This window comes from Peptoniphilus sp. BV3C26, assembly GCF_000478985.1.
GTDB lineage: Bacteria > Bacillota > Clostridia > Tissierellales > Peptoniphilaceae > Peptoniphilus_B > Peptoniphilus_B koenoeneniae.
This window is the reverse complement of the sequence record NZ_AWXB01000060.1, coordinates 19,124-43,049: the sequence shown is the minus strand read 5'-3', so window position 1 is coordinate 43,049 and position 23,926 is coordinate 19,124. Positions and strand designations below refer to the sequence as shown.

Sequence of the window (23,926 nt, the reverse complement as noted above, 5' to 3'; positions counted from 1 at the left end):
CTATAAATCTTTGTGGTTTATTAAATAAAAACTATAAAGGCTAAAAAAAGGCTATTTTTAAAATAGCCTTATTTTATTTCATCACCTAAATTTTTCAAACTATCAACTTGGTCATCTCTTCCTAAAGCAATAAGAACATCACCAATTTTAAAAGTATAATCAATTGGGGGATTGAAAATCATTTTTCCATCTTCAATTTTCTTTATAGCAAGAACAATAAGCCCAGTTTTTTTAGGAATCTGTGCTTCAATTAAATTTTTATTTTCTAAATAGGATCCCCTTTTGACAAGAACCTCTTCCAAATCAAGCTCAACATCTCCGATTTTTGTAACCACATCTAAAAATGAAATAATATTAGGCTTTATCATAAGAGAAGCCATTCTCTTGCCACTTATTTCCACAGCAGATAGAGTTTTATCAGCTCCCACCTTTAATAACTTTTCGCTACCTGATTTAGTAAGGGCATTTGAAATAATATAAATATTTTTATTAAGATTTCTTGCAGTAAGCACAGTTACTATGTTGTCCACTTCAGAATCTAAAGTTGCAATAAGACCCTTAGCCCTTTCAATTCCCGCATGTTTCAAGACACTTTCCTCAGTAGATTGACCCTCAACCACTAAAATATCGTGATGGCTGAAATCTTCAAGGTCTTCACGCCTATCACTTATAACAACAAAATCAAGTTTTTCATTAATAAATTTTTTTATAATTACCTCTGCCAGCTCACCAGATCCACATATTATGTAATGATTATTTAAAGCAGCAATTTTTTTATCCATTTTACTTCCCTTCCACAAATCTGAAACCTTGCCTTCAACAAACATAGCAACCACCGTTGTAAAAGCATATCCAACTATACCAACCCCTAAAAAAATCATAAAGACTGAAAAGATTTCAGACAGATTGCTGGTGGTGCCAACTTCACCAAAACCTACAGTAGATATGGTTATAACAGTCATATATAAGGCATCGATAAAATCTACCTTTAATAAAATCATATAACCTATAACGCCAGTAATAAGTAAAAGTGCAAAAGCTAAAAAAATAAATTTAAGTTTTCTTTTTTCTTCCATAAGCCTCTCCTTATATATTAGATTATAGTATATTTTTAAAAAATTTAAGAGGCTTTTTAAGATTTAATTCTTAAAAAGCCTCTTTTAAACTTACTTATTTTCGTATTTTAAAAATTTGTTAGAAAAATATAAGGATATTATTAATTCTCCTAGTGCAAAAATAGTTAATAATCCTAAATCATGTGCATTTATAAATCTAAAGTTGTTAGCTTCAATTGAAAGAAAGCTTAAACCTATTATTTTTAAGGATTTATAGGTTGTAGCAAATCCAAATATTGTAAACATACTGGAAAGGAGAACTATAATTCCAAAGGACCTTATCCTTATAGCAAGAGCTCCAAAAATTCCTATAATAGGAAGTGAAAGAAAAATGCTAAGAAATATATAATAAGCATAAATATTAAAATTTATCCTTTGGAAATTTCCTATAAATTTTCCGCCTGCATAAAATAGGGCCAAAAAATATATTTGACAAAGGCTTATTATTATAAAAGATAGAAATAACTTGGCCATTATAAATGAGATATTTTTCTTTGGACTAAGCCTAATAAATTTAAGCCCTGCCTTGTGTTCGGGGGACCAAAGACTTGCTATTATAATAGCAATTAAAGGAATATAGAAAAAGGAAAAGTAAAATAAACTTACTTGGGTCCATAGACTTTGCCATTCATGGGTTAGAATTCCCTTATTTCCCATATAATTTATAAGGCCAAAGGCATTGGCAAGAAGGGGTATTATAAGACTTATTAGTAAAATATTTATAAATTTTATTTTTTTAAATTCTAATTTTAACATTTTTCCTCCTAATCCTTGTATAAGTTATAAGATTTCATTGTCTTTAAATAAATAAGGCTGATTATTAAAAGACCAAGGGCAATAATTAGTGTATAAAAATTTAAGGGATTTAAAACCTGGACAAATTTATCTGACTCTTTTACATAAGAAATATTTAAAAGACTTGCCATCCAAGCAAAGGGATTTATAAAAGATAGAATTTCTGATGTGAGCATGGTAATCACTCCTGTAAGGCCCCCTATTATAGAAATAAATGAAAGGGTGTAAACTTTTTTTGTTTTCATTTCTATTATCATAAATAAGGCCAAAAAGAATAAATTTATTATTAAAGCCGATAGATTTACAAGTAAAAATCTTAAAATTATTCCACTATTAATATTGAAATGATCTGACTTCATTGCTAGGGCAAGAAAAACTAGGGCTTCAATTATTTGCAATAAAATTAACTTAAAAGATAAATTTTTAAATTTATTAAGAAGAATAGAATTAACCTTTTCTCCAAGAATTATTTCCATCTGCCACATCTTATTTTTTTCTTCAATTTCTATTACTTTTTTTATAAGAGATGATATTAATATAGGATTTGACAGTAGAGATATAAATAAATAAGTATCCAAGATGTAAGCAAGGGGATATTTGCCCTCTGAAAAAGACCTTGAATGACTAATTCCTGCTACAATTAGCATCTGAACAAAAAAAACTATTATTATTAAAAAATTTATTCCCAGTCTTTTATATTTTTTTCTTTCTAAGTTTTTCATATTAAGACCTGCTTTCTTCAATAAATAGTTTTTCCAGGCTTTCTTTTTCTTCCTCTAACCTATAAATATCTACCTTGCCATGTAAAAAGTTCACTATATCTGCAATATCTTGGTTGGACTTTTTACCTAAGATTATTTTTTTCTCCCTTAGCCTATCTTCATCAAGATTTAAAAGACTCAGAGTTTTTTTATTGTCAGATGTAACTAAAGATATAAATGGGGGATGGAGCCTCCTATATTCTTCCAAGCTTCCATTATAGGTTAACTTTCCAGCTTTAAGGATACCTATATGGGTGGAAATTTTTTCTATCTCATCAAGGATGTGGGAAGAAATTAAGATACTTGTAGAAGTATTTTTTACAATATTTTTAAATAAATTTCTCATTTCCTCAATTCCCTGAGGGTCTAAACCATTTATAGGTTCATCTAAAATTAAAAGCTTTGGATTTCCTATTAAGGCCATAGCTATACCAAGTCTTTGTTTCATACCAAGAGAAAATTCTCTTGCCTTCTTTTTGCCTAAATTGTTAAGACCTACAAGGTCCAGGGTTTTTAAAATTTCATCTTTTTTTATTCCCTTTAGCTGACAAATTATTTCTAAATTTTCATAGCCTGTTAAGTGGTCATAAAAAGAAGGATTTTCAATTAAAGCACCAAAAAATTTGTTGAAATCTTTTTGATTTTTTGAATTTAATTCCTGCCCAAAAACTTTAATCATACCCTGGTCTTTTTTCACAAGACCAAGAATAAGTTTCATTAGGGTAGATTTACCAGCTCCATTTTTTCCTATTAAACCAAAAATAGATTTTTCCTCTATTTCTAAAAAATCAATATCTAAAACTTTTTTATTATTATATGATTTTTTTAAATTTTTTATTTCTAAGATTTTGTTCATAATCATTCCTCCTAAAAATATAATAAAGCTCACAGATAAAGATAAAGTTTAAACAAGATCACTTTTACATCACAAAAACAAATAGATTGGAAAAGTGTTGTATAATAAGGTTAACGAGGGGGTTTAGATGGATTTAAGAAGAAATTTTTCTATATTAATAGTTGATGATGAAAAAAACTTATTGGAAAATTTATATAATTTTTTAAAAAATAAGGATTTTAAAAAAGTTTACACTGCTAAAAACTTAAAAGAGTCGAGGTTTAAGCTAAAAAATTTTAAAATTGATTTAATAGTTTTAGACTTAATGCTTCCCGATGGAAGTGGCTTTGACCTATTAAAAGAAGTTAGAAAGACTTCCGATATAGCTGTAATAATTTTATCTGCCCTTGATGGAATAGATGACAGGAGAGAAGGCTTTGAAAACAGGGCAGACGACTATTTAGTCAAGCCATTTTTTCCAGACGAACTTCTTTGGAGAATTGATGCAATTTTAAGAAGAAGTAAAAAAATTAATAGCCAAGAAAAAATAAAATTAGGAAATGTAATTTTTCATAAATCTAAGGGAATACTTATAAAAAACGGTGAAGAAATTGCATTAACAGCCACACAATTTAAAATCTTAGCTTACTTATCTGAAAATATAAATAAAATAGTTTCAATTGACAGAATTTTAGACAACATTTGGGAAGATTCTTATGGCTATGAAAATACCTTAATAACCCACATATATAGGCTGAGGGAAAAATTAGAAGATAATCCCAGAGACCCTAAGATCTTAATTACCATAAAAGGTCTTGGTTATAAATTAATTAAAGAAGAATAATATGTTTAATTATATTTTAAAAAGATTTAAAAAAATTGTTATAAGAATACTCTCTTTAATGTTTTTTCTAATGTTTTTGCTTGCGATATTTCTCTACCTAAACTACAGATTAAATAATAAATATCCAAGGCCAAATGATATTTTTTCCTATGTGGAAGACAATAAAAGCAAGATTTATTTAAATGAAAAAAATAAAGAATTTTTAAAAGAAAAAGATATTTGGTCCATAAGACTTGATAAAGACGGAAAAGTTATAGAAAGCTTTAATAAGCCTAAAGAAGTAAAAGATAAATTTAATCTTACTGACGTAGCAGGCTTTACAAGATTTTATTTAGCAGACTATCCAGTATTCACATATAAAACAGGTGATGGCTTGCTTATATTTGCCTATCCTAAACATTCTTTAGATAAATTACCATTTAATTATTATAATTACAAAAAACTTATTTTTAATTTAGAATTAGTTATAATATTTTTAATTTTATTTTTAGTCTTTGTCTATATAATTTATAGAATTGATATTAAAAATATTTTTAAAAATATCTTACCCTTTCAAAAAGCAATAGACAATCTCTATGAAGAAGACTATGAAAAATTAGATGAATATGGAGAATTAAAAGACCTTTCATTTTCCATAAATAAGGCAAATGAAAAATATAAAAATTTAAAAGAAGCTCAAGGTAAGTGGATTAGAGGAGTGAGCCATGACGTGAGAACCCCCCTTGCAAAAATTTCATGGGAACTAAGTAAGGAAAATAAAAAAGACCTTGATGTAGAAAATATTAAAGACCAGGTCTTAAAAATTTCAAATATCTTAGAAAGCTTAAATCTGACCCTATCCCTTTCAAACATAGAAAAAGAAAACTTTAAAGAAGAAAATCTCCTAAAAGTAATTAGAAAACTCCTAGTAGATAAACTAAATGAAAATCCAGAAAGGGAAATTATTTTTGAAAATAATATAAAAAAGCAAAATATAAAACTTAAAATGGATCCCAATTTATTTTATAGAATGCTTGAAAATATTTTAAAAAATTCAATAATCTATACAAAAGGGAAAATAAGACTAATAATTTCAGAATCTAAAAATAGCTTAACTATTACCATTTTAGATGAAGGAAGAGGATTATCTGAAAGCATTATAAAAAAAGTTAATGAAGAAGATTTAACCAATATTACAAAACATGGACTGGGTATTTTTATCTCTAAACAAATAGCCGAATTGCATGAAGGAAAATTCATTATAAAAAATAAGCATCCCGGATTAGAAGTATCTTTTATCTTTGAAAATAAAAATTAAATTTTATTATAACTTTTAAATAAAACACATAAAAAAGGCTTGATGGCCTTTTTTTAATGGAAATTTTATTGGCTTTTAGAAAAAATTTTTTATTCATATCTTAAATGGAATATGATAAAATTTAACAGTAAAGCATAAATGAAAGGATTTATCATGAAGGAAAAATTTAGAGATAAATTTACTGATCCTGATATTATTAAAAAAATTCAAGAGCTTGAAAATTCTCCTCAAAATATGGAGAAGTTAAAAGTTATTAAGGCTAAGATGAAAGATAGGGCAACAAAGCCTTTATTTTTAGGTTGTCTTGGTCTTATAATTGCAGGTAATGCTGCTATATATTTTAAGGCTTATGGGGCAATAGTTATTTTTATTATGATTATTATTGCGTCTAATTATTTAGAAAAAAATAGACATAATATGACTGATGACTATGTAAATAATTTTTTATTACCTGTTTTAAAAGAAATCTTGCCGGATACAAGGATAAATTATCTTGAGGGTATAGATTTGGAAATTTTAGGAAATTTAATTTATAATTCTAAAAAATATTATTCCAATTGCCATATAATTTTTGGTGATGATTATAAGACCGAGTTTTGTAATTTGAGGGCATATCACTACATAAAGGACAAGGATAAGACCGAGGAAGAGGTTGTTGATTTTGAGGGCCAGGTTTTGGCAGCTAAGATGGATACAAAGATTAAGGGGCATATTAGGATTGTGCCTGTTGTAAAAGAAAATTTCCTTGGTGATAAAATTTATAGGGCCTATGGAAGTAAGAGAAAAGATGAAAAAGAGGTAAGGGTTGAATCTATTAAGTTTAATGATTCTTATTCAATATTTTCTACGGATGATTTTTATACAAGATTGATTTTAGATCCTAAGATTATTGAAATTTTAAATGATTGGTCAGATAAAATGAGGGTTTGCCTATATATGGACGAAAAATATATTGCTATTTCTTTTGAGTCTCATAAATTTTTATTCCCGGTACCGGGTGGGGGAAAGTCTGTGGAAAATTTATCCCTTTCGGGGGAATATGAAAAAATCAGAGGTAAATTATCTTACTTTTATGAATTAATTGATATAATTGGTGAGAAATTTTAAAGGAGAAATTATGGAAAAGTTTATTAGTTTAGTGACTTCTTTCTTGGTCATTCCATTTTTGTTTTTATTTTGTCTTATAATTTGGTTTATAAGGGCTTCAAATAAATTAAATAGATATAAGATAATAATAAAGGAATCGGAAAAAAATTTAGATATAGCTCTTGCTAAGAGGTATGATACCATTTGTCAGATGATAAAGGTGGCTAAGTCTTTTGCTAAGTATGAAAAATCCACTTTTACCGATTTGGTAAAGCTAAGACAGGAATCTGGAATTAGGGGTTTTGAAAATGTTATAAAAAATCAGGACCAGGCAATAGAAAAGATTCACGTTTTGGCAGAGGCTTATCCGGAGCTTAAATCTTCTGAAGAATTTTTGAGATTGGAAGATGAGATAGATGATGAAAATGAACAATTGGCAGCTGCAAAAAGAATAGTGAATAATAATATAAGCATTTTTAATCAAGAAATAGTTTCTTTTCCAACCTCCCAGGTGGCAAAGCTAAAGGGTATGGTGGAAATGGATTTTTTAAGGGAGGAAAATTTAGACCAAAAAAAATCCATAGATGATTTTGATTATAATGTGTAAATTATACTAAAAAATATAGAAAAGGACTAAAGCTAAACTTTTTCATTTATAGTTTTAAAATTTTATACATGGCAAAAAAATAGCGACTTAAAATCGCTATTTTTTATTTACAATAAAACAATTCTAATTAAATATAAAATTATGGAAAATTTTACAAATTTATAACGAAAAATTCAAAATTTCTTTGTTTAACAATGATAAAATACCTTATCAAAAAAAAATTTTACCTATAATTATTTCATTATGGAGGTGCGAAATGATTGAAAGTATAGTTGATGATAATGAACGCATATTGTGGAGAGGAAAGCCTGATATTGTATTGTATATTGTGGGAAATCCTGCAATTTATTTAGTTGCAATTTTTTGGGGCCTTTTTGATTTATTTTTAATTTCCGATTTTTTAAAAGATGCTCAATTTTTAAATGGATTTATTTTTATTTTTTTTATTTTTCATCTATTTCCCGTTTGGTTTGCCATAATAGGCCCAATATTCAGGCTTATAAATTACAGAACCGTCGAATATGCCATTACGGATAAGAGAGTTTACGTTAGTCGAGGTATATTTGGAAGAGATATAAATACTCTTGAACATAGAGAAATCACAAACCTTTCAGTTGATGTAAACTTTTTGGAAAATATAAGAAAAGTAGGCACCCTTAATTTGTTTTATAATGCAAATGTAAATGGAGCTTTTAATTACAGAGTTTCATCTGATGCCAATAGATTTATTTCAATCGAAGATCCCTACGGCGTTTATAAACTTCTTAAAAAGGTAAGCCTTGATGTTACCACCGATCAAGCCTTTCCAAATGCCTATAGACCAAAGGAAAACACAGGTTACAATACAGAATATAAATAAAAACTTTTTTAAAACTTTAATTAAATTAAATTCTATATTTTATATATAAAATCTATGGTAAAATATGTATAATGAATATAAATAGAGACTGGAGGTAATATTTTATGAAAAAATTTAATTTAATTTTTATTTTAGCCCTTCTTTTAGGAAGTTTTATCTTTCCTACAAGGACTTTAGCTTCCACAGATCCTCTAAATCATGTAAAAAATGATTTACCTCAAGAGGAACTTATGAATAAAGATTCTAAAGATGTGGAAAATAAAGGAAAAGTTTTAAATTTTAAAGAAGATAAAAGCAAAAAACTTTTAATGCAAAATCCTGTGGGAGGAACGGAAAAGACTTTCACAGTAACAAAAAGATCTGTTGGAAGTACAGGAGACGGGACACTTGTTGGAGAGTTTGACACTCTTTTTGATGCTTTTGGCGCATGTGAACAAAATGATATGGCAAACGAATATGTAATTACAGTTAATAAAGATTATGATATTCCTGCAAATGAGGACGTATGGTCAAGGCAGGATGTTAACATTTTACTAAAATCAGCTGATGGGAAAACTTGCACTTTAAAAAGGCTTGGAACACGACTAATTTTTTATGTTGCCCATAATTGCAAGATGCGAGTTGAAAATATAATTTTAGATGGTAATAAGGACGGAGAACTAACATTTTTATCAGAAAATGGCCAACTTACATTAGGGAAAGGAACGGTTGTACAAAACTTTATTGACGTTCCTTCGTATGATGGTCCAGCTATATTAGTTTCTTCTAATTGTGTCCTTAATATTGAAGATGGAGCAATAATACAAAATAACAATTCAGATACACAAGGTGGAGTTATTCAAGCTCGTAAAGACTCTACAGTAAATATTAGTGGCGGAACTTTTAAAAACAACAAATCCAACACAAGTGATGGTGGAGCTATAGCGGCTTCTGGAGTTCTAAACATCACTGGAGGAACTTTTGAAAATAATGAAGCCAAGAAAACTAGTGGAGCTATTTTTATTGGTAAAAATAATTCAGCAAGTATTTCTAATGCTACATTTAAAGGCAATAAAGCAAGCACAGGTGGTGCAATATATAGCTCAAAAGAATTTAGTGTTTCAAATACCACTTTTGAAAATAATACAGCTAATTGGGCTGGAGCAATTTTTTCATCAAAGAAATTAACACTAAATGATGTTACATTTAAAAACAATAAAGTTGCATCAGCTGGTGGTGCTTTGTATTTACAAGGCGGAGCTGAAATAAAAAACTCTACTTTTACAGAAAATAGTTCAGTGTCAGACGGTGGAGCTGTTTATAGTGTTGACGCAGACATTGACATTGACAACTGTACTTTTGAAAAGAACGATAGTAAAGCTCGTGGTGGAGCTTTGTTATTAGGTGTACAAAACAATCCCACAGTAAATTATACAATTAAAAATAGCACAATAAAAAATAACAAGTCTAAAAATATAGGTGGAGGTATAACAGCTATTCTTGGCACTTTAACTGTTGAAAACTCTAGTATAGAAGCTAATAATTCAGATTTATTAGGTGGCGGAATTGTATCTGTAGCTCAAACTATCGTTAATTTAAATAAGTGTATAATTAAAAACAATACAGCTAATGGAGCTGCTGGCATCTTTGTTGGAACAGGTGGCTCACAAAGTAAAGGAACTGTCAATATAAAAGGAACTGAATTTAATGGCAACGATACTGGTTCTAAACAAGATCAAAAAACTCTTGCAGGCGGAGGTATTTATATTGATGAGGGTGTTACTGTCAATATTAGCGATTCAAGCAAGTTTATAGATAACAAAGCTGGATTTGGAGGAGCTATCTATAATGTATCAAGCGATTATAAAAATCCTGCAGATGAAACTAAGTATCAAAATTTAAGCATCGATAAAACTACATTGTTTAAGGGTAATGAGGCTAGATTAGGTCTATTTGCACCTCCAATAAATTATGATAGATTTGATAAACTAAAATTTAGTGATACATCTGATATTCCTCATATGAAGGGCATGAGCAAAAGCCTTTTAAATAATTATGACATAAATTACAAGGGAGACTTTTTAATAATTTATGATGCCAACGGCGGAAAATTTGAAGACGGAAAAACAGAAAAGCAGGAAGCCCATAAGGTAAATGATGAAATCACTATTCCAGCAGGGCCTGTGAGAGAAGGCTTTAAATTTACTGGATGGAGGGGTACAAAAGTAACTTCAGATGCTGCAAGTGTAAATAAAGTTACTCTTAATCCAGGCAATAAATTTAAGCTTGACGGCAACTACATTTTTGCCGCTCAATGGGAAAAGATTGAAAGGAAAGTAAAAGATGAGGGTTATTTGGGAACTTTCACTATAAAAAGCCCTGATGAATTTAAAAAGAAAATTGAAAGTCATAAGGCATATTTAGCAGGCTATTTAGATCAAAGAGTATTACCAGAAGGCAAAATGACAAGGGCAGAAGCAGTGGCTCTTATAAGTCGTCTTGAAGGCTATGATTTAAGTGATTCAAGTTCAAGAATTTTCTCGGATCTTAAGGAAGGTTCTTGGTACAACAAGTATATCAATGCTGCTTTTGAAAAGGGTATTTTAGTTGAAAAATCCGGACAAGATTTTCGCCCTGATTCTCCTATTACAAGGGCTGAATTTGCAAAATTAATAGAGTTTATAGATAAGAAAAATAATTCTATTGCACCTTTTGCTGATGTAAAAGGACACATTTATGAAGATGCGATTAATCAAGCTTACGGAAATAATCGTATAGCAGGTTATCCTGATGGAACTTTCCGTCCTGATGCTCCTATTACAAGAGCTGAAATTGTAACTATCTTGAATAATTTTTATGATAGAAAGGCTGATGCAAAAAGTCTTGAAGGCATAGAAAACCTAGGACTTTTAAAGCATTTTACAGACTTAAATGAAAATCATTGGGCTTACTATGAAATTATGGAAGCTGCAAATTCCCATGAATATATCAGAAGAAACGAAAATGGTATTGTCGAAAACTGGATTCGTTTAATAGAAGACATGGTAAAGTAAAATCTTATGATTGCCTCCTTAAAAGGGAGGCAATTTTTTTGCCAACTTTTTTTAAAAATTTAAAAGTGTTAAAATACTAGTCAATTAGAAAAGTTTAAGTTGAAAATAAAGTTGGATTTTATAAATTTAATGTGGAGGAATAAATATGGAAAAGGAAAACAAGGCTTTGGCTATTCAGGACACTTATGGGGAAAGATTTCAATATTGTTGGGGCTGTGGTCCTAAAAATAAAGAGGGTCTTCATTTAAAATCTTACCCTTCAGTGGATGGGGAAACTTGTATTTGTAAAATTACACCTGATGAGCATTTTACAGGGGGAGTTCCTGCAAATTTATTTGGAGGAATGATTGCCATGATTTTTGATTGCCATGGGACTGCATCTGCTGCTTGGTTTAACCACCATAAAAGGGGTCTCGATTTTAATGAAGACACTATTATAGGTCGTTTTATTACTGCAAGGCTTGAGATTGATTTTAAAAAGCCCCTGCCTATGAATAAGGAGATAAAAGTTACTTCATGGCCGGAAGAAATCGGCGAAAGAAAAGTAATTGTAAATATGGAAATGGAAGCTGAGGGCCTAGTTCGTGCTAAAGCAAAAATTATTGCTGTGGGGGTAAAGGATAATATGTAAAAAAGCACATAAGCATTATCTAAATAAAATTTTTAAATTTTATAAAAATAGCGGGGAGATAAATTTGAAAGAAAAAAGAATTTCAAAGGCAATGTTATTTATTATTTTATTTGGAATTGTAAGTTTATTTTCAGATATGACTCATGAAGGCGCCTCCAGTATAAGGGGAGCCTATCTTACAATTTTAGGTGCATCTGCAGGAACTATAGGATTTGTTTCGGGTCTTGGTGAATTAGTTGGATATTCCATGAGATATGTATTTGGAAAAATTACCGACAGAACGAAAAAATATTGGCCCATGGTAATTTTCGGTTATATTTTAGATATTATAGCAGTGCCTGCTCTTGCTCTTGTGGGAGAAAATGGTTGGGTGGCTGCGTCAGCTTTATTAATATTTCAAAGAATGGGAAAGGCAATAAAAAAACCTGCTAAGGATACAATTATGTCTTTTGCAGCAAGCCAAGAAGGGGTTGGAAAGTCTTTTGGAATTCAAGAGATGTTGGATCAAATCGGAGCTTTTTTGGGACCGGTCCTTCTTTATTTAGTAATGCTTTTTAAAACTGATGGAAGTGCTTTTGAAATTTATAGAAGATGTTTTGCCTTTTTATTTATTCCAGGTATGATTACTATTTTTTTATTGTTTTATACAAAGAAAAAATTTCCAAATCCTGAAGCTTTTGAACCTGAAATAAAAAAAGCTCAACCTTTTAAAATGAAAAAATCATTTATTTTTTATATTGCGGGAATTTCTTTTTTTGCTTTCGGTTTTATTGATTATTCAATAGTAATTATGCATATTTCTAAAAATTATACAGAAATTGCGGGAAACTTTTATGAAACTTCAAATTTAATTAATAGTGGAACTATACCTCTTTTATATGCCGGGGCAATGTTAATTGACGCCATAGCAGCTCTTGTTTTCGGACATATGTATGATAAAAATGGCCTTAAGGCTTTGGTAATTTCAACAATTATTTCTGCTCCTTTTTCATTTTTTATCTTTGGTATGAAAAGCATTCCGGCTCTTATTTTCGGATTGATCCTTTGGGGAATAGGAATGGGAGCTCAAGAATCAATATTAAAGGCTGCAGTTACATCAATGGTGGATAAAAAAAATCGTGCAACGGGTTATGGGATTTTTGAGTGTTCTTTCGGAGTTTTTTGGTTTTTGGGAAGTTGGCTTCTTGGAACAATGTATGAAGTTTCAATTCCTCTTATGATTGCTATTTCAATTTCAGCTCAAATTTTATCAATTCCCTTTTATTTGCAAGTAAAAAATCTAAATTAAAACTTAGGAGGAAAAAATGTTAAGAGATGCTATTTACGGATTTGCAGTTGGCGATGCTCTGGGAGTTCCTTATGAATTTAAAGGAAGAAATACCTTTAAGTGCCAAAGTATGGTGGGAAATGGGACTTGGAATAGGGAGCCGGGAACTTGGTCTGATGATACAAGTATGACTCTTGCCACTTGTAAGGCTATTAAAGACAATGGCGGGAAAATAAATATTATTGATATTAGAAAAAATTTTGAGTCTTGGGTTTACAATGATGAGTTTACTGCGGACGGGAAAACTTTTGGTGTGGGCAATACAACTCGGATGGCCATTTCACAGGGTCATGGCTTAGATGATTATTATTCTAATGGAAATGGATCTTTAATGAGAATTTTGCCTTTGGCTTTTACTGATGCTGATGATGAGGAAATTGAAAAAGTTTCTGCTATAACTCATGGTCACAAAATTTCTTTAGATTCTTGCAAGGAATATGTTAAAATTGCAAGAAAATTAATAAAAAAGGAAAAATTTATTTGTGATGAAATTAAAAATAAAAGGGAAGATGAAATAAGATCCAGTGGATTTGTTCTTGACACTTTAGAGGCAAGTATTTGGTGTATTTTAAATACAAATTCTTATAGGGATGCAGTCTTAAAGGCTATTAATCTTGGAGATGATACGGATACGACAGGAGCTGTAACAGGAGGTCTTGCAGGCATTATTTATGGCTATGACCAAATTCCAAAAGAATGGATTGAAAAATTAAAAAATAAAGAATTAATAGAAGAAGTTTTATTTTGAAAAATTTATAGAAAAAATACCCTCTTTACTAGCAAAGTGTAAGGAGGGTATTTTTTAAATCTCATAACTTAAAAAATTATCGATAAACAATAAATAATTATTGTAAATCATAAAATAAAGTGGTATATTAAAAATAAAGGGAGGTTACTATGAAATCACTTAGAGTTAAATTTATTGGTGGGCTTTTAATTATTGCAATTATAATTTTGCTTTTTTCATTTTATGAAATTTTTAAATTTTCAAAAATTATGGCAGATATTTATCCCATGTTTATGAATATGAGATATCCCATGTTATTTTTGTGTCAGGGGATAGTAATTGCCTTAATTGTTGCAGTTTCATTTGGACTTTTTGCCCTTAAAAAATATGGTGAAGACAAAATTTTTGAATATGGAATGCTTTTTGATCTTCAAGTTATTGCACTTTCTTTTATAGGGATATTTTTTTTATCAATTCTTTCTATAATTTACACAAATTTTAACTTAGATGGTTCAATTACAAATTTAATTTTTATTGGAGCGGCAATTGTTTCCATCTTAATTGGACAAATTTTTCTTTTACTATGTGATTTGATAAAAGAAGGAATTACATTAAAAGAAGAAAATGATCTAACGATTTGAGGTGGACTATGGGAAAAATAATTGTTGATTTAGATGTGGAGCTTGCAAAAAATAAAATGTCTTTAACGGAATTATCTGAGCGAGTTGGCATAACCCTTGCAAATCTTTCTATTTTAAAAACAAATAAAGCTAAGGCCATAAGATTTTCCACTCTTTCAGAAATTTGTAGAGTTTTAAATTGTAATGTTGGGGATATTTTAAGGTATCAGGGTGATGAAGATGAGTGATAAAAAATTTAAAAGAGTTTTGATTATTATGTTTATAATTTTTCTTGCAGCAATTCCCCTTTTGTTTTTACTTTCAGATAAGAGAGAAGAGGCTGTAAAGGAAGTGGAAAATGAATTTGGAATAAACCTTCCTAAAAGCGTGAAGAGAGTAAGAGAGCTTTATAAAGAGCCGGATTTTCACGGAGATGGTCAGGCTGCAATTTTATTTTCTATAGATAAAAATGATATTGAAGAATTAAAAAAAGAACTTAAAGCTTATAAGGTTCAAGATGATGAAAATAAAATTTCTCAAATTAATACTTGCCTTAATGCAGTTAAAAAAAGAGGTTTTAAAACTTCTATTGACTTGAATAAGGAAGTCTACTTTAAAGCAACTTCAGACAATGTTTTTGAAAACATTTATGGTAATTTCATTGCACTTATAATTGATGAGAATAGGGGTGAGATTTTATTTTTGGAGTGGGACACTTGATAAATTAAAAAAATTTTACCCTCTTTACTAATAAAGTAGAGAGGGTATTTTTATAAAGTAAGTTATAAATTTAAAATATTTTTTGTTTTCTTGTGTATATTTTATTTTTGAGAATTTAAAAGCATTTGTCCTATTTTATATACATCACCGGCACCCATGGTAACAACCATGTCATTGGGGCGAAGATTGTCTTGTAAAAATTTTACAATTTCGTCGAAAGTTTCCATGTAAAATGCAGAGTTTCCATTGTTATTTATTGCATCAACTAAAGTTTTTGAATGAATATCTCCATAATCTTTTTCCCTTGCAGCATATATGTCAGTAATTATTGTATAATCCGTTTGAGAAAAACTCTTGCTAAAGCTGTCCAAAAGCAATTTTGTCCTGGTATAAGTATGGGGTTGAAAAATACAATATAAATTTTTCTTGCAGCCCTTTCTTAAGGCGTTAAGAGAAGCTTTTATTTCTGTTGGGTGGTGGGCATAATCATCCATAACTAGAGCTCCCTTATAGTTACCCTTGTATTCAAGTCTTCTATGAACTCCATGGTAATTATGAATTCCATCAATAGCTTCTTTAAAAGATATATTGTTTTCATGGGCTGCTGCAATTGCCCCCAGAGAATTATATACATTGTGGACGCCCATTATGGAAAGAAAAACTTTATCAATGTATTTGTCCTTGTAATATAAATCGTATTGGGGATAGCCAAGGTCATTAAATTCTATATTTTTTGCTCTATAGTCAGCATATCTGTCAACGGCAATGGTAATTATTTGAGTGTTATCTCTTTCAAGAAGATTTCTTGTATTTTCATCGTCAATATTTAAAATAAGTTTGTCATCTTTTCCTAAGTTATCTCCATAGCCTTTAAAAGTATTTATAATGTGGTCAATATTATCGAAATAATCAAGATGATCTTCGTCAATATTTAAAACTAAAGCTGTAGTAGGGAAATATTTTAAAACATTGGCCTTATATTCACAGGCTTCAGTTAAAATCATTTCTTCTTTTCCCACAAGGACATTTCCATTTATATCATCAAGTTTTCCTCCAACTATTATAGTAGGTTCAGTTGGAAGATTTTTAATTATTTCAGCTACCATGGAAGTTGTAGTAGTTTTTCCATGAGTTCCTGAAATTGCTATGGAAACTTTATAATTTTCCATTAGAGCACCTAAGAAAGAAGCTCTGTCTATTAAATCAACTTTAGTTTTTATTGCTTGAGCAAGTTCTTCATTATCAAGGGAAATGGCATCTGTATAAATTATTAGGTCAGCTCCCTTAATATTTTCTTTTTTTTGTCCTATTATTACATCAATACCATGACTTTTAAGCTTATCAGTTGTATCGGATTGTTTACTGTCACTGCCTGTAACCTTGTATCCGTATTTATTTAATATTTCTGCAAGTCCGCTCATAGAAATTCCGCCAATTCCTATAAAGTGAACATGCTTATATTTTTTTTCATTAAGATTAAATTTAAACATATATCCACCTCTAACATAAAAATTATATCATAAATTAATCTTATTTTTTCAGAAGATAATATAAAACCTATAAATTTGTCAATATTTTAAAAATTTTTAAGTTTTTTTTCATTTATTATAGTATAATAAGTGTATATAAATTAAGGCGGTGACACAGATGAACATTACAGACGTACGTATTAGAAAATTAACAGACGTTGGTAAAATGAAAGCTATAGTTTCAGTAACTTTTGATGATGCAATAGTTATTCATGACATTAAGATTATCCAAGGAAATGATTCCCTATTTATTGCAATGCCTTCAAGAAGACTTCCTAATGGAGAATTTAGAGATGTTGCACATCCGATTAATGCAGAAGCAAGAGCGGAAATTGAAAGAATCGTTTTTGAAAAGTACAAAGAACTTGAAAACGAAGAAGGTCAAGAAGTGGCTGAAGAAGAATAGTCGAAAAAAAGCTCCACTATATAGACAGGTGTTCGTAAAACAGGTTTAGACCAAAATTACGAAATGAGCATCTGTCAGGCGGGATTGGGCAACGAAAAGCCGCGATATCCAGATTTTTACTGGATATCGCGGCTTTCTCCTATTTCCGTTTCCGTTTTCCCTTGCCGTGGGTCATGGTCGTTTTTCCGCGCTGGTTGATTGGGCTTTTCAAGTATTTGGACAGCTTTAGTATTTCAATCAGCGAGACAAACTGCTCTTTGGTGAGCTTGTCATAATCAATGCCAAAGGTAGCGAGGAACGACCGAATTTGCTTTTCTTCGGAGCTACCCTCAAAGTTCATCGCATCCTGCAACTGACCCCGTACAGTTGCTACGAGGGAACTTTCATCTGCCGTCATGGTGTCGGGGCGGTGTTCGCTCCGAATGTCACGGAGAATGCCTTTCAGATCGTCTGCAATCAGGCTTCCGAAATACTCGTCCTCTCTGATCTGCGCGACTTCCAGCGTCCGCAGATGCAGATCATTTTCATTGTCACCGTTCTTCATCAAAGCCATCTGCCGGACTGCTTCCAGCACGGAGTTCATATCATTGATGCGCATATCCGCGATCCGGTCAACGTAAATCTCGGCGTCCAGCATGAAACGCAGGAAATCCTTATGGCAAATCAGCTCCGACAGCAGTCGGTGATTGAACTTGCTCGTTCTCAATACTTCGATTGCATCATCACCCAAATGCAGCGCATCCAGCTCTGTGTTTGGGTGATTTTTTTGCTCTGTCAGCCCCAACAGGTAATCGGTAGACACGCCGTAGAACTTTGCAAGCTCCACCATGCTGAACGGGCTGATGTCCTTAAAATCATCGGCTTCGTATTTTCCCAGCGCAGACTTGGAGATGCCTGTCTTCTCAGATAGCTGTTCCAACGTCAGACCGCGCTCCACGCGCAGGTCTTTGAGACGCTCCTGAATGGTGAGCTTCGGCTGCATGGCGGTGTCCTCCCTTCAAATTTCTGCCCTTTCCGGTCTTGTCCATAAGCGTGGAAATCTGCGTTTTTCGGCGCGTTTTCCGACCTCTTGGATATACGGGAGAGAGCTATATTTTTCGCTAAAATGGTCTTGCAATCGCACCTGAACCTTGAAAATTGCATGACCGTCCGAACGGGATATGTCCCCCAGCGAAGTAACCGCTATGACCGCGAAAGCGTGAGCGTACCAACGGGGACGAAACGCTGGGAGCGATCCTCCGGGCAGGAACGACGTTCGGAAGGAGCGGCAAAATCAAACGTAAAAATCAAAGCAAGTGAAAACGGCGAAATAGTTTTCTGCTCTGTGCGGTTGTCTGCATGGAACAGAGCGCTACCCGGCAGCGAACGACGTTTGCCATTCAGAATGATGTTTCGACGTTTCACACAAAGACACACCAAACGGCAAAAGCTGCGGGTGTTGCCCGTGACCAACGTATCATTGGCAGTATTTCCAGCCGAAAGCCGTACATCAAAAACCAGCGCCCTATGGCGAACGGGTGTCACGATTTGACAAACCCATTTTACCATAGAGCGCACCGAAAAAACAGGAGGAAAGTTTGAATATGAGAAAATCCGAAACCTACCGCAATGAGATCAAGTCCTACATTGTCCGCACCGGCATGACCATGACCGAGGTGGTGGACTACCTCTCCGATGAATACGGCTGGAGCCGCAGCGTTCCCAATCTCTCCGGCAAGATCAAGCGCGGCTCGCTCCGCTACGGCGAGGCGGTGGAGCTGGCGGATGTGCTGGGATATGACATTGTGTGGCAGAAAAGACGAAAAAACGACCAGCAATAATTGTAAATTAGGCGAATTTGCGATATAATTAAAGCATTAAATTACCCCATGCTAAGTCTGAAATTTAGCATGGATAGAAAGAGAGGGCACCACAATGTCTACTTCAACCATCGGACAGTATTTTTCTAATCGCGTTGAAGAACTGATTTCCGAGTTCACAGGGCATACTTTGATATTCTTCAAAGGATTTGGATTGGAACAGATTCGGTTTTTGATTACACATCCCAATTCATTGTTGGATGATGCCTCTCTGCTACACGAGGGGTTCCTTGATTTGAAAGCAATAGACGATAGATGGCTCGATCTTGCAGCATCTATCAAAAGTGCAACAAAACCGATGGTGGGCTTTTATGAGGAGCTTTTGGCGATTAGACAACTCCTTCCCCGTATGAAGATCGATAATATTGTAGTCATAGAAAATAATATCCTTTCACCTTGGGTTCCCTGCTATTTCCCATACAGTTATGCTGAAAAGCTTTTTGATTATTGGCAGACCGAGCATGAACCTCCTGCTGGGAGTCCCTTGGCCCAACTCGTCAAAATGTACGGAGATGTTAAGCTGCTGAAGAAGGAAAAAGCGTTACTCTTACCAGCTACTCTCGATGACGAACGCATTGAAATCGTTCCATTTTGGCAAGGCTGTGTGGTAGAGAAAGAACCGCTTACAGATGACATCAAGCATATTGAAGTTGGTAGCATAGAAGATTGGGAGTATTGTCTTAATATGACCAATGGTGTGCTTTCATCTGCGCTTTTCTTACAAAGCGGAGATAGCCTTTCTGCTCGAACCAGCGCAATTTTTAGTGCGGCAAATCTGCTTAATCTGGAAGTATTTCTTGATGAACTTGAGCTGTATCAAGAAAAAATAGAGTATAATGATAGCCAATTTGTTCATGTGCTTCAAAAGTACTGGGGCAATGCGGCTCAATTTCGACCATTACTCTTTTACAAAGATCCCGACCGTTCACAGGAAACAGAAATAATAACCCAGGGGCAAATTATCGCTGAAATCGTAGATCAGTGTGAAGCTGCCCAAGATGGAGATATATTCAGCAATATATTTATAACTGCACCGACTGGTTCTGGAAAGTCGATTCTTTTCCAGATTCCTGCGATCTATCTTGCCGAAAAGTACAATCTTGTTACGATTGTCGTATCCCCGCTGATAGCTCTTATGAACGATCAGGTTGACCAACTGCAACGTGAACGAGGAATTTCTATTGCTGCCTGCATTAACTCAAGCATGAGCATAGAGGAACGTAGTGATGTTATCGACCAGATACATGCAGGAAAAAAGTCCTTGCTATACCTTGCCCCTGAGCTGCTATTGACAACTCATTTGCAATCGTTTTTGGGCGGTCGGCAAGTAGGCATGGTTGTCATTGACGAAGCCCATACTGTCACAAGTTGGGGACGCGATTTTCGATCAGATTATTGGTTCCTTGGCGATTTCTTGAAACAGACGGCTCGTGATGGATTATCGTTCCCCGTACTGTGTCTGACAGCCACGGCTGTATATTCTGGTGATGACGATGTTGTAAATGATATAATTCACGAACTCGGTTTGGGAAAGACTATTATCCATCTCGGGAATGTAAAGCGAAGTAATATTTCTTTCGATATTCAACGCCATAACCCCGCCGAAGTTGAGGGACGAATCGAAAATGCCAAACTGGATTTGACATTGAAGAGAATGCGTGAATATATTGCCAGAGGCGAGAAGGTACTTACTTATTTTCCCTATCGGAGTCAAGTCGATCAGATTTATAATCTGGTTAATGCCACAGACCATGTGAAGATTCGGAGATACCACGCGCAAATACCTTCGGCGGAACGCAAGATGGTGGAGCGAGACTACAAGGCGGGAACGGCTATGGGGCTGTTCTGCACCAAAGCCTTCGGCATGGGTATCGATGTTGGCGATATTAAACACGTTATTCACTTTGCCCCGACCGGCACACTATCTGATTATGTTCAGGAAATCGGAAGAGCCGCCCGCAATACTGAGATTCAAGGTGTAGCTCATATTGACTACTTTCCCAGTGATCTTCGATATGTTCGATCCTTAAACGGAATTTCTGAAATGCGGCAGTATCAGCTGCGTGAAATGCTGAAAAAGATATGTGCAATTCAACGAGCAAAGAAAAGGCGGAATCTGTTGATTTCGGCGGAAACATTCGAGTACCTTTTTAAGGAAAAAGATGTCGAAAATCGGACAAAATCAGGCTTGTTGCTTCTTTCAAAAGACTTGAGCAACAAATACACATTCCCCGTTTTAATTGTACGTCCCAAAGCAATGCTTTCAAAAAACTATGTCAATGTTCCACACGAGATAGAAAATGAGTTTTTGAAGTTATTTGGATCATACTGCACATTCCAGCAAGGCATTGCACCTCGCACTGTTCCTACAAAGAATCAGAGCCGTGCATCCGATATTACAGTATACAGTTCTGGGAAAACCTTCCTTGTAGATATGGCGGGGATTTGGGAAAATTGTTACCCAGACCGCTCATTCGGCATGTTCAAAAAGGAATTTTTTGAGCGGGGAATTTCCGTGAGTGGAAAAAACTATACTGTTGCACCGCGCGTCAGAGTAGAGATACGTTACTCTGATGACTATGTTGCCGTATCACAGCGCGTCGAGACTGTTATTACTGCAATTACGCAAATATTTGAGAAGTATAAAAACGGCGAGACAAAGCAGTTTTCTCGAAAGCAGTTTGAAGCAGAACTTGCTGAAATGCTTGGCGAAAAAGTGATTCCTCATGACAAAGCAGGCATGCTGCTTGACATATTCACCGAAAGCGTAAATGAGTATGCAGCATACAGCCAGAGTCGAAGCCGTGTCCGGGTTCTTCGTAGTAGGAAAATGCCCGGAGCGGACGAGACAGGATATTTTGTCAGCAGTGCCGCATACGCGCGACTTCCCAACTTCTTTATTCACCAAATTGGGCAGTGCGTGGTTAATACAGAAGATAATTCGTTCTTCCGATTTTACCCGTTGGTTCAAAATAAGCAAATTGAGATCATGCCATTGCTGCGTTTTATGGAATTGCTTGGGCTGGCAACCTATGAAATCCGAGGCGGAGAAAAAGCAGAAGTATTTATTCGTATTAACGATCCTGAAAAACTTGAGCGGCTGGCAACAAGCGGAAAATATACCAATGGTGTGCTGCAAAGCATTCAAGAACATCATCGTAATAACGAGCGACTTCTCACGGCATTCTTTTCTGCCGACATGAATGACGATGAGCGCTGGGAGTTAATCGAGCAATACTTTTTGGGCAATGAGGAATATGTGAGACGCATTTTGCACATTGCTGATTAAGTCAAAAATCCCTTTGGAACAAAGGGCGCACTTCTATACAGGCTGACGCCTGTATACGTGCGCTCTGCGAGGCAGACAACCCGGACACTTGGAAGTCCGGGCTGTTTTGCGTCATGTTGTTCCGTACAAGGGGCTGCACCCCTTGCGCCGCTTTGCGGCTATCCCTGCGTGCTTTGTGAGTGGCGCAATTTGCTGACGCAAACAGCACCACTCACAAAGTTTTGTATATATACCCATGACCGTTTGCCGACTTTCGGTAGGCGGTCTTTTTATATCCCCACATCAAAAACAAGGAGGTCATGTACTATGGCAAAACAGAAAACCATACCCCAACTGGAAGCGGAGAAAGCGGAAAATGAACGCAAGTTCTCGCAGCTCCAACACAAAAAACAGCAGCTTGAAAACCGCATCACCTACTACGAAAAAGGTGATCGGCACAAGCGGGCACAGCACATCCATATCAAGTACGACGGACTGGGCTTTATTCCTCTGAATGAGCTGATGAAAAAGGAAACGGCGTGACTTTCGTCACGTCGCCCCTTGAAAACACAAGGTTTTCACCATTTTTTGATTTTACTGTTTTACGACCACCAGGTAATTGTGGGGCTTATTTTTTTTGTTTTTTTAATTTTCTTTATTTTCTTAACAAGAATTTTACACTGGGTTTTGTATAATTTATTTAAAGATAAATTATTTAAACTTTTTTGTTTTTATAAAGGAGGAAAAAATGAAAAAAACAATATTTTGCATTGTACTTACGCTTATACTAGGACTTAACGTCTTTGCCGGAGAAAAAAACTCACAAGAAGAAATCACCAAATCCTATGAAAAAATTTCCGCAAAAGTTTTATCTGCAGATTCAAAAAGTGCAAGAATAGAAGATAATGAAGGACAAAAATATATTTTACATTTAGAAAATACTAGATTTGTAGATTTAAAAACTTCTTCTCTTGTAAAAAAAATGAATCTAAAAAAAGGTGACTTGGTTGATGTTTATTATAAAAATGACACACCTATTTTATTAAGCGAACCACCACAAATTTCACCGAATTTTATAGTGAAATATAATTCAAAAGAAAAATATGAATTTGCAGTGGACATAGATTTTTACGATAAAAGTGGTAGAGGCATGAGTCAAAGGCTGATTTTAAATTTAGAAGGACTTAAAATTTTAGACTTACAAGGAAAGGAAGTTCCTCTAAAAGAAAAAGAAAATGAATTTCTGGTTTTTTATAAAACTGCAACAAGGTCAGACCCACCACAAACAAGTCCTGAAAAAGTTATTGACCTTTCTGAAAATTTAATAAATCTTAGAAAATTTTTTGAAGATAAGGGCTTTACTGTAAGGTGGCAAGCAAAAAAGTATTCAGTGGAATTGGAAAAAGATTCCAAAAAAGCTGAGATTTTTATTAAAGATAAAAAAATAATTTTTAAAGATAAGGAAGAAAGTCTTAATTCAATAGTTATAAATAAAAATAAAAGTTTAATTAATAAATCTGAAGCTGAAAAAATAATAGATCAGTTAAAATAGTAATTCTCCAAATTAAATCATATATATGCCTATTTTAGGCAAATAAAAACAGACCG

Annotated in this window: 24 protein-coding genes; 17 read left to right on the top strand and 7 right to left on the bottom strand. The window is 33.4% G+C overall.

Annotated elements, in window-relative coordinates; translation table 11 throughout:
• Positions 1-68 precede the first annotated feature (68 nt).
• The 4 genes from HMPREF1253_RS07510 to HMPREF1253_RS07495 form a co-directional block, all read right to left on the bottom strand.
• Entirely contained in the window at positions 69-1,076 is a 1,008-nt protein-coding gene (locus HMPREF1253_RS07510; protein ID WP_023056158.1) for a TrkA family potassium uptake protein, read from the bottom strand.
• Between the two features lie 90 nt (positions 1,077-1,166).
• Complete coding sequence (locus HMPREF1253_RS07505) at positions 1,167-1,871, bottom strand: ABC transporter permease (RefSeq protein WP_023056197.1); 705 nt, start codon at positions 1,869-1,871, stop codon at positions 1,167-1,169.
• A gap of 8 nt (positions 1,872-1,879) precedes the next feature.
• On the bottom strand, positions 1,880-2,632 hold the full coding sequence (locus tag HMPREF1253_RS07500) for an ABC-2 family transporter protein (RefSeq protein ID WP_023056139.1): 753 nt from the start codon (positions 2,630-2,632) through the stop codon (positions 1,880-1,882).
• 1 nt (position 2,633) lies between these two features.
• Positions 2,634-3,527, bottom strand: coding sequence for an ABC transporter ATP-binding protein (locus HMPREF1253_RS07495; RefSeq protein ID WP_023056207.1), 894 nt, complete (start codon positions 3,525-3,527; stop codon positions 2,634-2,636).
• A 127-nt stretch (positions 3,528-3,654) separates the two neighbouring features.
• On the opposite strand from HMPREF1253_RS07495, the gene HMPREF1253_RS07490 reads away from it, so the two are divergent.
• The 12 genes from HMPREF1253_RS07490 to HMPREF1253_RS07435 all read left to right on the top strand — a co-directional run bounded on the left by HMPREF1253_RS07490 (position 3,655) and on the right by HMPREF1253_RS07435 (position 15,256).
• Positions 3,655-4,350, top strand: coding sequence for a response regulator transcription factor (locus HMPREF1253_RS07490; RefSeq protein WP_023056206.1), 696 nt, complete (start codon positions 3,655-3,657; stop codon positions 4,348-4,350).
• A 1-nt stretch (position 4,351) separates the two neighbouring features.
• Positions 4,352-5,647: a HAMP domain-containing sensor histidine kinase gene (locus HMPREF1253_RS07485; RefSeq protein ID WP_023056163.1), complete on the top strand. Its 1,296-nt coding sequence runs from the start codon at positions 4,352-4,354 to the stop codon at positions 5,645-5,647.
• A 138-nt stretch (positions 5,648-5,785) separates the two neighbouring features.
• Positions 5,786-6,754: a DUF3137 domain-containing protein gene (locus HMPREF1253_RS07480; RefSeq protein WP_052648951.1), complete on the top strand. Its 969-nt coding sequence runs from the start codon at positions 5,786-5,788 to the stop codon at positions 6,752-6,754.
• A 10-nt stretch (positions 6,755-6,764) separates the two neighbouring features.
• Positions 6,765-7,340, top strand: coding sequence for a LemA family protein (locus tag HMPREF1253_RS07475; RefSeq protein WP_023056169.1), 576 nt, complete (start codon positions 6,765-6,767; stop codon positions 7,338-7,340).
• 256 nt (positions 7,341-7,596) lie between these two features.
• The gene (locus HMPREF1253_RS07470) at positions 7,597-8,199 is read left to right on the top strand and encodes a PH domain-containing protein (protein WP_023056176.1); all 603 of its coding nucleotides are present in this window, start codon (positions 7,597-7,599) and stop codon (positions 8,197-8,199) included.
• A 104-nt stretch (positions 8,200-8,303) separates the two neighbouring features.
• Complete coding sequence (locus HMPREF1253_RS10160) at positions 8,304-11,231, top strand: S-layer homology domain-containing protein (protein ID WP_023056181.1); 2,928 nt, start codon at positions 8,304-8,306, stop codon at positions 11,229-11,231.
• A 145-nt stretch (positions 11,232-11,376) separates the two neighbouring features.
• Positions 11,377-11,862 carry a hotdog domain-containing protein gene (locus tag HMPREF1253_RS07460; protein ID WP_023056167.1) on the top strand — a complete coding sequence of 162 codons (486 nt, stop codon included), beginning with the start codon at positions 11,377-11,379 and terminating at the stop codon, positions 11,860-11,862.
• 64 nt (positions 11,863-11,926) lie between these two features.
• A complete protein-coding gene (locus tag HMPREF1253_RS07455; protein ID WP_023056140.1) occupies positions 11,927-13,150 on the top strand; it encodes an MFS transporter in 1,224 nt (407 codons plus the stop codon).
• A gap of 16 nt (positions 13,151-13,166) precedes the next feature.
• Entirely contained in the window at positions 13,167-13,937 is a 771-nt protein-coding gene (locus HMPREF1253_RS07450) for an ADP-ribosylglycohydrolase family protein (protein WP_023056200.1), read from the top strand.
• A 149-nt stretch (positions 13,938-14,086) separates the two neighbouring features.
• Complete coding sequence (locus tag HMPREF1253_RS07445; RefSeq protein WP_023056195.1) at positions 14,087-14,557, top strand: DUF2975 domain-containing protein; 471 nt, start codon at positions 14,087-14,089, stop codon at positions 14,555-14,557.
• Between the two features lie 8 nt (positions 14,558-14,565).
• Complete coding sequence (locus tag HMPREF1253_RS07440) at positions 14,566-14,784, top strand: helix-turn-helix transcriptional regulator (RefSeq protein WP_023056188.1); 219 nt, start codon at positions 14,566-14,568, stop codon at positions 14,782-14,784.
• Entirely contained in the window at positions 14,777-15,256 is a 480-nt protein-coding gene (locus tag HMPREF1253_RS07435) for a hypothetical protein (RefSeq protein WP_023056174.1), read from the top strand. The genes HMPREF1253_RS07440 and HMPREF1253_RS07435 overlap by 8 nt, the downstream gene beginning before the upstream one ends.
• Positions 15,257-15,357: 101 nt before the next feature.
• Here HMPREF1253_RS07435 and murC read toward each other — a convergent pair whose 3' ends face one another.
• The gene (gene murC / locus HMPREF1253_RS07430; RefSeq protein WP_023056170.1) at positions 15,358-16,746 is read right to left on the bottom strand and encodes a UDP-N-acetylmuramate--L-alanine ligase; all 1,389 of its coding nucleotides are present in this window, start codon (positions 16,744-16,746) and stop codon (positions 15,358-15,360) included.
• Between the two features lie 157 nt (positions 16,747-16,903).
• On the opposite strand from murC, the gene spoVG reads away from it, so the two are divergent.
• Positions 16,904-17,191, top strand: coding sequence for a septation regulator SpoVG (gene spoVG, locus HMPREF1253_RS07425; RefSeq protein ID WP_023056187.1), 288 nt, complete (start codon positions 16,904-16,906; stop codon positions 17,189-17,191).
• A 139-nt stretch (positions 17,192-17,330) separates the two neighbouring features.
• Here spoVG and HMPREF1253_RS07420 read toward each other — a convergent pair whose 3' ends face one another.
• Both HMPREF1253_RS07420 and HMPREF1253_RS10155 read right to left on the bottom strand, forming a co-directional pair.
• Positions 17,331-18,173: a helix-turn-helix domain-containing protein gene (locus HMPREF1253_RS07420; protein WP_023056210.1), complete on the bottom strand. Its 843-nt coding sequence runs from the start codon at positions 18,171-18,173 to the stop codon at positions 17,331-17,333.
• Positions 18,174-18,373: 200 nt separating this feature from the next.
• Positions 18,374-18,739 (bottom strand): hypothetical protein, encoded by a 366-nt coding sequence (locus HMPREF1253_RS10155; protein ID WP_155803755.1) that lies wholly within the window; start codon positions 18,737-18,739, stop codon positions 18,374-18,376.
• Between the two features lie 35 nt (positions 18,740-18,774).
• On the opposite strand from HMPREF1253_RS10155, the gene HMPREF1253_RS09965 reads away from it, so the two are divergent.
• From HMPREF1253_RS09965 to HMPREF1253_RS07405, 4 genes are all read left to right on the top strand, one after another.
• Positions 18,775-19,011 (top strand): phosphoribosylglycinamide formyltransferase, encoded by a 237-nt coding sequence (locus HMPREF1253_RS09965; protein ID WP_081696616.1) that lies wholly within the window; start codon positions 18,775-18,777, stop codon positions 19,009-19,011.
• 94 nt (positions 19,012-19,105) lie between these two features.
• On the top strand, positions 19,106-22,339 hold the full coding sequence (locus tag HMPREF1253_RS07415) for a helicase-related protein (RefSeq protein WP_023056142.1): 3,234 nt from the start codon (positions 19,106-19,108) through the stop codon (positions 22,337-22,339).
• 306 nt (positions 22,340-22,645) lie between these two features.
• On the top strand, positions 22,646-22,861 hold the full coding sequence (locus tag HMPREF1253_RS07410; protein WP_023056171.1) for a hypothetical protein: 216 nt from the start codon (positions 22,646-22,648) through the stop codon (positions 22,859-22,861).
• Between the two features lie 205 nt (positions 22,862-23,066).
• Positions 23,067-23,870, top strand: coding sequence for a stalk domain-containing protein (locus HMPREF1253_RS07405; RefSeq protein ID WP_023056199.1), 804 nt, complete (start codon positions 23,067-23,069; stop codon positions 23,868-23,870).
• Positions 23,871-23,926: the final 56 nt, after the last annotated feature.

Coding starts and splice junctions, on each gene's coding strand:
- HMPREF1253_RS07510 (WP_023056158.1), bottom strand. CDS start 1,076: ATGGAAGAAAAAAGAAAACTTAAATTTATTTTTTTAGCTTTTGCACTT.
- HMPREF1253_RS07505 (WP_023056197.1), bottom strand. CDS start 1,871: ATGTTAAAATTAGAATTTAAAAAAATAAAATTTATAAATATTTTACTA.
- HMPREF1253_RS07500 (WP_023056139.1), bottom strand. CDS start 2,632: ATGAAAAACTTAGAAAGAAAAAAATATAAAAGACTGGGAATAAATTTT.
- HMPREF1253_RS07495 (WP_023056207.1), bottom strand. CDS start 3,527: ATGAACAAAATCTTAGAAATAAAAAATTTAAAAAAATCATATAATAAT.
- HMPREF1253_RS07490 (WP_023056206.1), top strand. CDS start 3,655: ATGGATTTAAGAAGAAATTTTTCTATATTAATAGTTGATGATGAAAAA.
- HMPREF1253_RS07485 (WP_023056163.1), top strand. CDS start 4,352: ATGTTTAATTATATTTTAAAAAGATTTAAAAAAATTGTTATAAGAATA.
- HMPREF1253_RS07480 (WP_052648951.1), top strand. CDS start 5,786: ATGAAAGGATTTATCATGAAGGAAAAATTTAGAGATAAATTTACTGAT.
- HMPREF1253_RS07475 (WP_023056169.1), top strand. CDS start 6,765: ATGGAAAAGTTTATTAGTTTAGTGACTTCTTTCTTGGTCATTCCATTT.
- HMPREF1253_RS07470 (WP_023056176.1), top strand. CDS start 7,597: ATGATTGAAAGTATAGTTGATGATAATGAACGCATATTGTGGAGAGGA.
- HMPREF1253_RS10160 (WP_023056181.1), top strand. CDS start 8,304: ATGAAAAAATTTAATTTAATTTTTATTTTAGCCCTTCTTTTAGGAAGT.
- HMPREF1253_RS07460 (WP_023056167.1), top strand. CDS start 11,377: ATGGAAAAGGAAAACAAGGCTTTGGCTATTCAGGACACTTATGGGGAA.
- HMPREF1253_RS07450 (WP_023056200.1), top strand. CDS start 13,167: ATGTTAAGAGATGCTATTTACGGATTTGCAGTTGGCGATGCTCTGGGA.
- HMPREF1253_RS07445 (WP_023056195.1), top strand. CDS start 14,087: ATGAAATCACTTAGAGTTAAATTTATTGGTGGGCTTTTAATTATTGCA.
- HMPREF1253_RS07440 (WP_023056188.1), top strand. CDS start 14,566: ATGGGAAAAATAATTGTTGATTTAGATGTGGAGCTTGCAAAAAATAAA.
- HMPREF1253_RS07435 (WP_023056174.1), top strand. CDS start 14,777: ATGAGTGATAAAAAATTTAAAAGAGTTTTGATTATTATGTTTATAATT.
- murC (WP_023056170.1), bottom strand. CDS start 16,746: ATGTTTAAATTTAATCTTAATGAAAAAAAATATAAGCATGTTCACTTT.
- spoVG (WP_023056187.1), top strand. CDS start 16,904: ATGAACATTACAGACGTACGTATTAGAAAATTAACAGACGTTGGTAAA.
- HMPREF1253_RS07420 (WP_023056210.1), bottom strand. CDS start 18,173: ATGCAGCCGAAGCTCACCATTCAGGAGCGTCTCAAAGACCTGCGCGTG.
- HMPREF1253_RS10155 (WP_155803755.1), bottom strand. CDS start 18,739: ATGGTAAAATGGGTTTGTCAAATCGTGACACCCGTTCGCCATAGGGCG.
- HMPREF1253_RS09965 (WP_081696616.1), top strand. CDS start 18,775: ATGAGAAAATCCGAAACCTACCGCAATGAGATCAAGTCCTACATTGTC.
- HMPREF1253_RS07415 (WP_023056142.1), top strand. CDS start 19,106: ATGTCTACTTCAACCATCGGACAGTATTTTTCTAATCGCGTTGAAGAA.
- HMPREF1253_RS07410 (WP_023056171.1), top strand. CDS start 22,646: ATGGCAAAACAGAAAACCATACCCCAACTGGAAGCGGAGAAAGCGGAA.
- HMPREF1253_RS07405 (WP_023056199.1), top strand. CDS start 23,067: ATGAAAAAAACAATATTTTGCATTGTACTTACGCTTATACTAGGACTT.